Annotated in this window: 7 protein-coding genes; 1 reads left to right on the top strand and 6 read right to left on the bottom strand. The window is 53.3% G+C overall.

Features of this window, described 5'->3' with window-relative positions:
* The first annotated feature begins 135 nt into the window (after nt 1-135).
* Nucleotides 136-1,587, top strand: coding sequence for a PilT/PilU family type 4a pilus ATPase (locus tag HOO88_08290; protein NOU36754.1), 1,452 nt, complete (start codon nt 136-138; stop codon nt 1,585-1,587).
* A gap of 1 nt (nt 1,588) precedes the next feature.
* On the opposite strand, the gene HOO88_08285 is transcribed toward HOO88_08290, so the two are convergent.
* The 6 genes from HOO88_08285 to pilM form a co-directional block, all read right to left on the bottom strand.
* Nucleotides 1,589-7,534 carry a S8 family serine peptidase gene (locus tag HOO88_08285; protein NOU36753.1) on the bottom strand — a complete coding sequence of 1,982 codons (5,946 nt, stop codon included), beginning with the start codon at nt 7,532-7,534 and terminating at the stop codon, nt 1,589-1,591.
* Nucleotides 7,535-7,609: 75 nt separating this feature from the next.
* The gene (locus HOO88_08280; GenBank protein NOU36752.1) at nt 7,610-9,469 is read right to left on the bottom strand and encodes a hypothetical protein; all 1,860 of its coding nucleotides are present in this window, start codon (nt 9,467-9,469) and stop codon (nt 7,610-7,612) included.
* A gap of 17 nt (nt 9,470-9,486) precedes the next feature.
* Nucleotides 9,487-9,981: a hypothetical protein gene (locus HOO88_08275; protein NOU36751.1), complete on the bottom strand. Its 495-nt coding sequence runs from the start codon at nt 9,979-9,981 to the stop codon at nt 9,487-9,489.
* Entirely contained in the window at nt 9,978-10,568 is a 591-nt protein-coding gene (locus HOO88_08270) for a hypothetical protein (GenBank protein NOU36750.1), read from the bottom strand. The genes HOO88_08275 and HOO88_08270 overlap by 4 nt, the downstream gene beginning before the upstream one ends.
* Nucleotides 10,568-11,158 carry a hypothetical protein gene (locus tag HOO88_08265; protein ID NOU36749.1) on the bottom strand — a complete coding sequence of 197 codons (591 nt, stop codon included), beginning with the start codon at nt 11,156-11,158 and terminating at the stop codon, nt 10,568-10,570. The genes HOO88_08270 and HOO88_08265 overlap by 1 nt, the downstream gene beginning before the upstream one ends.
* Nucleotides 11,155-12,165, bottom strand: coding sequence for a pilus assembly protein PilM (pilM, locus tag HOO88_08260; GenBank protein NOU36748.1), 1,011 nt, complete (start codon nt 12,163-12,165; stop codon nt 11,155-11,157). The genes HOO88_08265 and pilM overlap by 4 nt, the downstream gene beginning before the upstream one ends.
* Nucleotide 12,166: the final 1 nt, after the last annotated feature.

Here is a 12,166-nt window from a genome sequence, read left to right as displayed (position 1 = left end):
ATTAATCAGCAAAGAGGCTTCTCCGTCAAGGTTTTACCTCCTTTAAAACTGACAGTTTTTGATACTGTTTTGGAATGCATCCTGCTATTTTACAGATCGTTACGACGAAATGCCCCACAAACACAGGAGTGCAATGTGAACCGACTTGATGAACTGTTGAAACTCACCGTAGAGCGCGGTGCCAGCGATCTGCACCTTTCTTCAAACTACTGCCCCTGTATTCGCGTCGACGGCGAAATGCAGTTTCTGAGCGAGTTCCCCATTCTGACCCCGCCTGAAACCGAGGCCATGCTGAAGGCGATCATGCCGGAAAAAAGTCGGCAGGAGCTGGACAAAGACTGGGATACCGACTTCGGCTACACTCTGGACGGATTCGGAAGATTCCGTATCAATGCGTTTCGTGACATCTATGGAGTCGGCGGCGTATTCCGTTCCGTTCCGGAACTGGTTCCGGCTCTCGAAGACTTGGGCCTTGGCTTTTCCGGCGTTTTGCGCGAACTGTGCATGCATACGAAAGGTCTCATCATCGTCACCGGCCCGACCGGCAGCGGGAAATCGACCACTCTCGCCGCTATGGTGGATCTAATCAACCGGACGCGCAAAGAACACATCATCACCGTCGAGGACCCGATTGAATTTGTGCATCAGTCCAAAAACTGCCTGATCAATCAGCGCGAAGTTCACCGGCACACCCGCAGTTTTGCGGGAGCCCTGCGCGCCGCTCTGCGCGAAGACCCGGATATCATTCTGCTCGGCGAAATGCGCGATCTGGAAACCACCGAAATCGCGCTGGAAACCGCCGAAACCGGCCATCTGGTTCTGGCCACCTTGCACACAAACACCGCCACATCCACCGTGGATCGTATCATTGATAAGTTCCCGGGCGACCGGCAAAACCAAATCCGCACCTTGCTGGCCAACACCCTCACCGGCGTTATTGCCCAGACTCTCTGTAAACGAACAGACGGCGGACGGGTTGCCGCCGCTGAAATTCTACTGGCCACGCCAGCCGTGCGTTCCAATATTCGCGATCAGAAAACCCATCAGTTGCCAACGGCCATTCAAACCGGCTACAGCGTCGGCATGCGCTCCTTCACAGACAGCCTCTTTCAGCTGGTTCAGGATGGCATCATATCCCCGCGCGAAGCCTATTTGAAAGCCGTCGACAAAGTTTCGCTCGAACAAAAATTCGCCGGTTGCGGCATTCGGCTGGATAAAACGCTGACTGAGATCCCGGTCGTCGGTGCTGACGGTCTGGATATGATTGAAGCCGACTTAAACTCTCCCGACAGCCTCAAACAGCGGGCTTGGAAACTATCGACCGATCGCAACACACAAGCGCGAGACGGACGCAAAGCTCTTGAATTGATCGAACGGGCCATTCAACTGGGGGCCAAGAACTCAGAAACGTTCATGGTTCTGGCCGCCGCTCAGGCGGAAAGCGGCAATTTCAAAACTGCAGTGGAAACGGCGAAAAAAGCCATCCAGCTCGCCAGACAGGAATGCAATACCGACTGCCTGCACGAACTGGACCAGCAACTCAGCTGTTATAAAAAATCTCGTCCGCATCCGGGCGCGATCGCCTGATTCAGTTCTTCCCGGAAATGGTAAACGACTGCGGCTGGGAAACCAGCACGCGATAGTAGCGGACAGAGCCTTCCCGCACCGCAGAGAATGTCATTATGCCGCCTGTTCCCACTTTATCAGTATATCCGGCCTCATTACTCCAGGATCCACTGATCAGATTATCGGTTGACTGAACCGTGTACAGATTGTCGGAAACAGACTGCCATGTAATCAGCACCGATCCATCCACCAGACTCTGCTGATGATAGACGCGGAAATAACTATTAGCATCCTCGTAAGCGGTGCCGGCGATCTTTTCATCGCCATTCGAAACTCCATCGCCGTCATCGTCTGCCAGTGGATCGGGAGCTGCTCCACCGAAAGCCGCTATGCCGGCAATAGACTCTGCCGCTTCCAGTGGCGATGAAGGCGGTTCCGGGTTGAATTCATAACAACCCATATCAATGCGATTCGACAGATTAGTCGTCGATCTTTGTTTCCCGTCTAAGTCACGCGACGGAGCCAGATAGAACGTTCCTTTGTTAGTGCAAGGCGAGCCATCCGTTAAGTTGTAATTCCCGCCGCCGACAAATAGCGGATTGCCATTGGTTGAAAGCACCGCCGAGGGATAACCGTTAGGCCACCAAGGGCCTTCGATATCGCTGTACCAGATATTGATGCTTCCGGAACGGCAATGCAGATTGAACATGTATATGTTTGTCGATGCGACCCGTGTATTGCCAACTATCATTGCGTCCGAAAACGTATTCCCCCAGAAAATCATATTCCGGAAAAAAGGTCTATCGAGCGAAGTCAGCCCGCCGCCCAGCGTGTTGGCATGGTTGTCGGCAACTGTGCAGTTTACGCCGGTCGGCGAACATCCGTCGCCAATATAGAATCCTCCGCCCAAACCGAAATCCGGGCGCAACTTCAACTTCGAATAGTCAGAGTCTTCTGCCCACGTCCTATTACCAACCACCAGACAGTTCACCATGAACGGTGAACTGTCGCGCATCAGGAGAATGCCGCCGCCGTTTTCGTCTTCATCGGTCTTGTCATTGGCTCTCTCCAGATCGCTTGGGAAAAGCTGTCTGGCCACAACCGAAGTCTTATTGGAAGCGATATAATAGTTGGGTGCTTCATTGTTCATGATCATGCACCGCTCGATACGCGGACTGCTGTTGTCACAGGTTATCCCGCCACTGTTGTTAGTCACCGTCGTTCTGAAAATTGTGGCATTTGCACTGTCTTTAAGAGAAATGCCCCGCCCGTTGCAGTCACTGACGGTGGTAGTGTTGGTTCCGCCAATATAGACGCCACTGCTTCCATCTACATAAATGCCGATTCCGAAATCGCCGCCCGTTCCATGTCCAATATCTGTGATGGTGCAGTTTTCGATGCGCGGAGATGAACCGCCTGTACACCAGACACCGTTCAAGACATTAGAAATCGTGCAGTTCTGAATGACCGGGCTGGAATTTCTTTCACCACGAATCCCGTCCAGCGCACAACCATAGATAGTACAGTTTTCGATCCGTGGACTGGCATTGCTTAAAATAATCCCGGATTCGGCGTCACAGTCATCTGAACAGGGGTTTATAGTAACGGTGATGCCAAGACCCTTTATCACCGTATTCGTCGTCTCTCCGCTGTTCATGGTAAACACCGGCCCGGCTCCAGCACTGTTGATAATGACTGTAGAGGGATTATTGCTCCACGACTTGATGGTGATGGCCTTGCCGTGTGTATCAATATTATAATTCCCCTCGCCCCAATAGGTGCCGTCGGCAATCAGAATGGTCATACCATCCACGGTCACATTGGTATTAATCGCTTTCTGAATGGAGTCAAACGGATGACGTGTTACCGAATTGGTGCCCCATGTTCCGTTTTCAAGAGGGTCGCTTGTCTGAGGATCCATTTCTGCCGGATCGTTCTCCGCATTATCATCCACAAAAACAGGATCGCGGGAATTGTACGGCTGGGTTCCCAGATCAATTTCCTGCTTGTCTGTCAGTCCGTCGCCGTCACGGTCTGTCTCCACCGGATTTTCGATTTCCAAAGGTTTAAATCCGTGACCGACTTCCCATCCATCCGAAAAACCGTCGCCATCCGTATCCGGATTATTCGGATTGGTGATGTAGAGGTTGTTGATGGCGGCATTCGTGGTGACTTCCCAGTAATCATCTAAACCGTCTCCGTCGCTGTCACGCTTGTTCGGATGGGTCGAACCGGGCATTCCGCTGGGCGTCGTGTTAGTGAAGGAAAACGAAGAAGGCGCGCCGGTAACGCTGGTATAGACAACCGACCAGAGACTGTTGGAGCAAAGGCTGTATTCCTGAAGATTCAAAAGCCCGTCACTGTCCGGATCCCCGGAAGCGCCGTTTGCGCCGGTGGCCGACGACGCCAGCAGACCGTTATTCACTTCCCAGCCGTCCGGCATTCCGTCAACGTCCGTGTTTCGATTGGTCGGATTACAATTGTTGCTGTACTCATCTCGGTTAACCAGCCCGTCGCCATCCGGATCCAAGGAGACATCCAGACTGTTGGTCGGGTTCAGCGTCGGACGATAGGTGTATTCCCAGCCGTCCGGCATTCCATCCCCGTCGGTGTCATTGTTTCTCGGATCGGTGCCGAGATTATATTCCTGCAAATTGGTCAGCCCGTCGCTGTCCGGATCCAAAGCCGCATCTGATGGATCGTTCGGGTTCAAGCCGTGCAATACTTCCCAGCCGTCCCACATTCCGTCACCGTCCGTGTCACGATTGCCGGGGTCGGTGTTGTTTTGCGATTCCTGAACGTCAGTCAAACCGTCGGAATCTGTATCGCCAGCTCCGCCGGGAACGCGAGGATTCAAGTGGTAACGGACTTCCCAGCCGTCATTCATGCCGTCGTGATCGGTGTCGGAATCAAGCGGATCAGTTCCAAAATCAAGCTCGCCATCCACAAAAAGGTTTGTGTTTGCATCCACTCCGGCAGGATACGTCGTCACAGGAACAAAGCCGTCATTACCGTCTACAAGGCCGTCGCCGTCCGTATCAACCTTGCGGGGATCGGTGTTATAAAGGCGGACTTCCTGCGTTCCATCAGTAAGGCCGTCGGCATCCTGATCGGCATTTTTCGGATTGAGTCCGGCAAGATATTCGCCCCGCTCCGTTATACCGTCACCGTCATAATCATTGGTTGCACTCTGGCCGAGATTTTCAAAATAGGAAATTTCCCAGCTGTCCAGCAGACCGTCTCCGTCTGAATCGGGCAGAATGGAAAATATTTCAACACCTGTGGTTCCTTCGGTGACATAGGTGTATCCGCCGCTCACAAAAACTCCGGAAGCAGACCCCGCCGTCGAGACATGGGCCGCGAGCACCAGATTTGTTGAATTGTAAATATTCAGCACAACCAGTCCGTTGGTTCCGTCAGCGACATAAACAGAATTACCACTAACAAAAACGCCTGCGGCGGATCCTTCGGTGTCATAACTTCCAAGAACAACCAGATTGGTGTTCATGATTTTCACGCCGTTGACACCCGCTACGGCAGCAATAATTGACCCGCTTCCGTGAACACCGGTCAGAGTCCATCCCGTGAATCCGTTAGGGTAAGCCGCCTTATCGGAAAGTATGTTCAAAGAAACGGGAGGACTCACAACATATCGCTTCACGTCTTCAAACATCGCGATATAAGCGTGGCTTCCACGGGCATAAACATCATGCATATTTCGGATCGTGTAGCTTTTTCCCTTTTGCTGGATCGAAGCTGGATTTGAAACGTCAAACACAACCAGTTCGTTGATGCCATCCGCAAGATAGACGTAATTGCCTTGAACGGCTACCCCTTCAGCAGTGCCAACTGTATTGGTCCATCCCGCCAGAGCGGGCGCAGACGGTGTGGACACATTGACGATCACCAGTCCGTTGGCTCCGTCAGCCACGTAAGCGTATCCGTTACTTACAGCAACATCATTTGCGGTTCCTACTCCTGAATGATCATACCAACCAACCTGCACCGGATTTTTCGGGTCGGCGATATTCAGAATAACCAGTCCATTGGCCCCATCGGCCACATAGGCATAGCTTCCATCTACTGCGATATTTTTGGCATCGCCTGCTGTATTGAAACCACCCACCGTGGACGCTACGGCTAAACTTCCCGTCGGCGAATTCGGGCTGAACCCGTAGGTAACTTCCCAGCCATCGAAGAGGCTGTCACCGTCTGTGTCGGCATTATGCGGAGTACAGCGGTTTTCGTATTCCGCCCGGTTGTTCAGATGGTCGTTGTCCGGATCAAGTATGGCGTCCGACGGGTCGTTTTGATTCAACCCGTTCGCAATTTCCCATTCATCCGGCATTCCGTCGCCGTCCGAATCCTGAAGCGCGATCAGTTTTTTGACATTCAACCGCCCGCCGGAAACCGTTTTGGCCGCCAGCGCCGGAAGGCTGTCAACGGTGTTCAACAGCGCGGCTTTAAGCTGTAAAGGCGTGAGTGATGGTTTTGAACTCAGCAGCAGCGCCGCCGCACCCGCCACATGAGGTGTCGCCATGGAAGTTCCCTGATCCGAACCAAAATTTCCATTGGGGACGGTGCTGTAAATATTCACACCTGGAGCCACTAAGTCCACCGAGGTTTTTCCGTAGCAGGAGAAAGACGCCAGCACATCGTTCTGATCGGTAGCACCCACTGCCACTATATTGGGAATGTCGTAACTGGCTGGATAAACGGGCGTGGAGTCGTTATCTGAACCGGAATTTCCTGCCGCCGCCACAAACAGGACGCCTTTGCCGTTGGCATAAGTGATCGCGTCACGCATTGTATCGCTCGCGCCGCCGCCGCCGAACGATGCGGAAATAACGTTTACTTTCTTATCCGAGGCATAACGGATAGCTTCCGCAATATCTGAATCCATCAGCACACCAGCCGCACTCCCGGCCTTCAAAGCCATCAGGCGAACTTTCCAGCAAACCCCCACCACGCCCAAACTGTTGTTCCCGACAGCGCCCACCGTACCGGCGCAATGGGTTCCATGACTGTTGTCGTCGGCAGGAGTATTGTCGTCGTTCGCAAAATCCCAGCCGTAAATATCGTCAACCCTTCCGTTCCCGTCGTCGTCCAAACCGGTTATTCCATTTACTTCGGACATGTTTCTCCAAAGGTTGGCAACCAGATCGGGATGAGTCAGATCAATACCGGTATCAATCACGGCTACAACTACATTGGTACTGCCGGTGGCGGTATCCCACGCGCCGGTGGCATTGATTTTGACCATGCCCCACAGATCGCCCCAGCGCGAATCATTGGGCACAGCGGAGATTCGCGAAATATAATCCGGCTCGACATAGACCAGCACGCCGGTTTCTCTGGAAAAAACAGAAAGAGCTTCCGGAACCGCATCCAGCGTCGGCGCTTTCAGACTGACGATATAGTGGCCGGGAAGCGACAGCTCGCGAAGAATAGAAACCCCGTACCCCTTCAGCATGGCCCGCAAATCGTCTGCATTTTTACCATCCTGCAACTTTACCAGAACATGATTCGCCACCATTTCCGTGCGGGAAAAAACAGTGTAGGTATCTGCATTCTCGTTCTTCACCAGAATTTCTTCAACTCGATGGAAGGGATATTTCCCGTCCGCCTTAACCAGCAATTCGCGTTTTTTCCGGTCTTTGGAAATGGTCGTAATTCGCCGGTCGAGAATCTGCGTCTCATGGATCGGCTGGAAACGATCGCCCGACGCGGAAACCACCTGCACAACGGCTTCCGGCTGACTGAGATCTGCTGCAGTGATTTCGCGTACCGGCGCGACGGGTACCTGTTCCAAAGAATTTGAAGTCGCCGGTGCGCTGGAATTTAAAACGGTAGCCGCTTCCGGCTTTTCGGCGTTGGTAGAGCCTGTGCGGTGCGAAACCAGATAACCGGAAAGTCCGGCTACCAAAAGGAATCCGGTAATAAGGGTCAATAACAGCGTCTTTTTCATAATTCATCCGCCTATTTTTTCGGGATGTCCTCGTGTCTGCCGTAACCGGCCCGACAACTTCCCGCTCAATGCACCTTATTTCTGTTTCTGAAGCCGTTTCTGTTCTGTGTTCTGCATCTTCTGAATCGACTCTTTCGCCCGTTCCGCTTCCTGAGTCTGGAGTAGCTTCTGCCCTTCCGCCTTGATCTGACGATCCGCGCGTGAAGTGGCGTCATAGCGCATTGCCAGCGTAGAGTCCTGCGGCAACCCGGTTTCCATGTTAATGTTGGCCGGATTAGCCAGCCCGACAGTCACAAAAATAACCGTTTCTTTTTGCTCGTTCTTTTTGTTGCTGTAGTCGAAAAGCCGTCCGATCAGCGGGAGACTTCCCAGTAGAGGAATTTTCCGCTCCACATCATTTGATGTCAGCTCCGTCAGTCCGCCGATGGCGGCGGTTTGTCCGCTTTCCAATGAGAAAATCGTTTTAATGGTTTTTTCATCGGTAACAGGAAAACTGTTGATGGTGCCGCCGTTTCCAACGGTTTTGTTGCGCACAAAGCGCGACAGCGAAGGTTTAATGGCCACCGTGATATTGCTGGCGGTATTAACCAATGGCGTCACATCCAGCTTGATGCCGTATTCAAAGAACGGTCTTTCCGGATCCAGATTATAGGTTGTGACGGCGTCCGCCTGTTGCGCCTGAGTGGTTGCCTGCTTGATGTTCGGCTCTTTCTGACCGATGTATATCTGGGCGGTTTCCTCATTCGCCACGATAATTTTCGGATTGGATACAACCTTGATCCCGTTAATTTCTTTCAGTGCCGCCAGCACCAGCTTGAAGTCGTCCGCCTTTAGAGTCGCCCCCAAAGCCTTTGTGGTCGAGTCGATGCCGAGAGTTGTCGGTGTGATACCGAATACACGTGTCTCATCCGCGCCAAAACTGCCCGGACGGGCCGGAAGATCTGAGACTGTTGTCGGCACATTTTCATACGGTCTGCCGGCAATATCCGTGTAGCGACTATCGGTCAACGTGTTATTTCTGCTGTAATCTCCGCCGATTCCGCTTCCCGATATTCCGTACCCTCCGTTTTCGCCGCCCAGCATCGCCCAGTCAATTCCCAGCTGCTTGGATGCACCGTCGGTGAGTTCCAGAAATTTGGCTTCAATAAACACCTGCTGGCGCGGCAGATCCACTGCGGCAATCATAGATTGAATCTCCAGCAGATTTTCAGGGGTGCTCTGCACCACAATCGTATTGCGGCTGGGGAAAATGGATATCTTCCCTTCTTTCGGCACCATGTTCCTGATCATATCGTTAACGTTGGACACAGATGCATAGTCCAGCTTAAACGTCCGGACATTCATCAGCACGGGTGCATCAGTCGGTTTTTTCCGGACGCTGTAAACTGAAGAGCCGGGAGTCTTCTCGTAGAGCTCCAGACCCTGCGTCTCCAGAATGGCCTGCAGGGCGGGTTTCCACTCCACATCCTTAAGATTAACATCCACCTTGACTGTTCCGACGGTACCTTCAAAGGTGGGAACAATGATGTTCGCGTCGGAAAGCGTTGCGAAAATCCGGATGACGCTGCTGAGTTCGACATCCTTGAGGCTGACCGAGATCAGTCCGCCCTTAATGGTTCCGCCAATCGACGGTTCGGCTACGGCGGCAATCGTTTCGACTGACTCTACAGGTGCGGCGGGAACTACGACTGCAGGAACGACTTCCACGGCGGCGGGAACTACTATCGCAGGAGCTGTCTCCGCGACAACAGGAGCCGGTTCGACAGGCTCACGGCTGACCGGCGCAGGAGCTTCTTGAGGCGCGGCTTCCGGGGACACAGTCGGAGCTGCAACTTCTTTGGCCTTCAGTTCGCTGAATATCTGGGCCGTGTTCTGCGCCAAAATCACACCGGTCAGCATCAACACCGCAATGATCACGGCTGTTTTTGTTTTCATAGATCTGCTCCTGCCTTTTATCTGATTCCCAGTCTTTTCAATTGAATTTGCCCGGCGGCATTAATTCCGTCGATTTTCCACTGATATGTTTTACCTTCGTGTAGAACCTCAATCGGATCGCCAGCGATCTTGAGATCGCCGTTAATTATTGCTGCGGTTCGACCGCCTAAACGGCTGGTTCCGCTGATCCGGATTTTTGCAGAGGCCGCTTTCCAGCCAGCGCCGCCAAGATCAGATACGCTCTGGACATTCGCCTTCTTTTGCCAATTCTGCGGAAAAAAACCGATCGGCCAGAACGGGTCTCTGAGAGGCTCCTGCACCCATTCACCGGCTGTTTCTTTTTTCGGATCTGCGGATTCGGGCGCCGACACCGCAGAGTCGGAAGGCTGAACAGAGTTTTCAACCGAAACGGTCATGCCGGTTGGCGAGCTGGCGGCTGTAACGGAATCGTCCTGAGCAAGGACGGTCAGACAAAAGCCGGTCAACAAAAGAATCGGAAAGCGGTTGTTCATTGCGCCCCCTTTTCGATTTTCATCGAAGACGGCCATTGGATGACAATCCGTATCTGATGGGCCTGGGGCTGGTCAGGAATCGCTGAGACTGTTACTTCTTTGATTCGCAGCAAAGGGTTGTCTTTCTCAAGCCGCCAGAGAAATTCTACGAGACTGTTATAGCCGCACCGCGTGGAAATGCTGATCTCGTATGGCCGGATAGCGGCATTTTTTTTGTCGTCGTCCGCAAGGATCGTTTCTTCGAGATTATCCAGCTCAACCCCGGCCAGCGTGGCGCAGCGCGAAACATACTCATAGACCCAGGCATAGCGGTCAGACATAGTGGGCGCATGAACCGCCAACGCCTCCAGCTTCGAAATACTCAAGGCCAGTTCGCGCTGAATTACATTCTCGCGACTCAGAATGTCGCGCGCATCAGCAAGCATCGTCTCCAGCTTAATTAATTCTCTTTTTGCGGAACCGCCGCGCGCCGAGGCGGGTTTGGTCCAGCCGAGAAAGTGGATCATCAGAACAATCTGCACAACCGCAAGCACGAACGTGGCAACAACCATCTGCTGCTGTTTTTTGGTGAGGGCGGACCAGTTCATTATCTGACACCTCCCGCCGGACGCCGGCCTTCCAGTGAAAACAGCCAGATTTCGCCGGACTCGCGCTGAGAGGAAACCAGTTTGACTTCACCGCAGAAACTGCGCAATCCGGCACTGGAGTTAAGCCGACGCTTGGCATCAACGGCTGTCAGCTCACCCTGCGCGCGACCGCTAAGCCGGAGAACGTAGGAACTGGCAGAGTTGGTATCAGAAACCTGATCCAGACCGACATACAGATTTTCCAGCGACATCTGCGCCGGAACCTGACTCTGCACCGCCAGCAAAATGTTAAACATAGAGGGATGATCCCCCGTGGCCCAAGCATTGAGCTCCAACAGAGTTTTTCTGTTGGCCGTGATGGCTGACTCGCCGCTACGGATCACTGCCGCCTGCGGATCGAGCCGCTCCCACTCGTGCCGGGCGCGATCCAGATTGGAATTAAGTGTCATTTTGGAAATGCCTGCCAGCAGGAAAACAAGAATGGTGATGCTAGCCAGCACGCTGATTGAACCGAGCGCCATCACTTTCATGCTGACGATGCCCTGATAGCGCCGTTCCGCTTTTTTGAGGAGGTTGACCTGCAGGCTCATATGGCCTCCATTCCCGCGAGTGCCACGCCGACAGCTGCAGCAAAACGAGGTTCCTGACCTTTCAATTTCTCTGGAAAGGCCCCGGGCAGAATTTCAATTTTTTCGAACGGATTCCAAACCTGAGGAACAAAGCCAAGCACTTCTTTGATGGCTGTCTGCCAGCGGGGCGACGAGGCGAGCCCGCCCGAAATATAAACTGCCGAGAGCGTGCCTTTGCTCTGTCGTTCGACAAACTCACGATAAATTGAAAGTTGCCGGGTAAAAGGAGTGAGCACTTGCCGGATCGGGGACGAAATATCCACTGCACCTCCGGCAAGAATGGTGCCGGCCATTTCGGCATCCACACCCAGCGAAAGCTGAACCTGCCGCAACAGCGCATCGCCGCCAACGTCAAAACGATTTATGAGCTGAAGCTGGTTGCGGTGCAGGAAGGCGGCATAGGTGTGGCTTGCTCCGGTTTCAATAACGCAAACAGTCTGGTTTTCAGTTTGCGCGCCATAGTTATACAAAAAGGCGGAAAGTGCCGCCAGACCGGACAGTTCCAGCGAATGCGGTGCCGGCGCACCGCTGGCAAAAATTTCCAGATAATGCTGGACTGTTTTTTCAGGAACCGCCACGCCTAACAACGTGCTGTCGCGCTTACCTCGGGCGCGAGAAAGCACCAGCCCGCCAACACGGTAATCGGCTGAAACACTGAGATTTTCGCGCACAAGCGCCTCGATGTCTTCCTCTTCCGGTATCGTCTGGGCAAACACGCGCAGCATCACATTATCCATGGTGGCGCACAGCGCGGCGTAATAGGCGGCCAGCGGTTTGGGCAGCGCAGGCCTTTCTTCCGCATTCGGGCCGCAGGGCGGCAGAATGTCGGCGGCGGCCAGCGCAATATGATCTTTATTTTTTTTCAGCCGAACGGCCTTAACGCCGGTGGTGGCGAAGTCGAGCGCCAGCAGGTTGGCCGGTCGCCGACCCTGTTCTTTTCCACTGGATGGCTTTAGTTTGAAATTCATA

The sequence above is a fragment of the Kiritimatiellaceae bacterium genome, from assembly GCA_013141415.1.
Classification (GTDB): domain Bacteria; phylum Verrucomicrobiota; class Kiritimatiellia; order Kiritimatiellales; family Tichowtungiaceae; genus Tichowtungia.
This window is presented reverse-complemented; position numbering and strand designations above follow the sequence as displayed.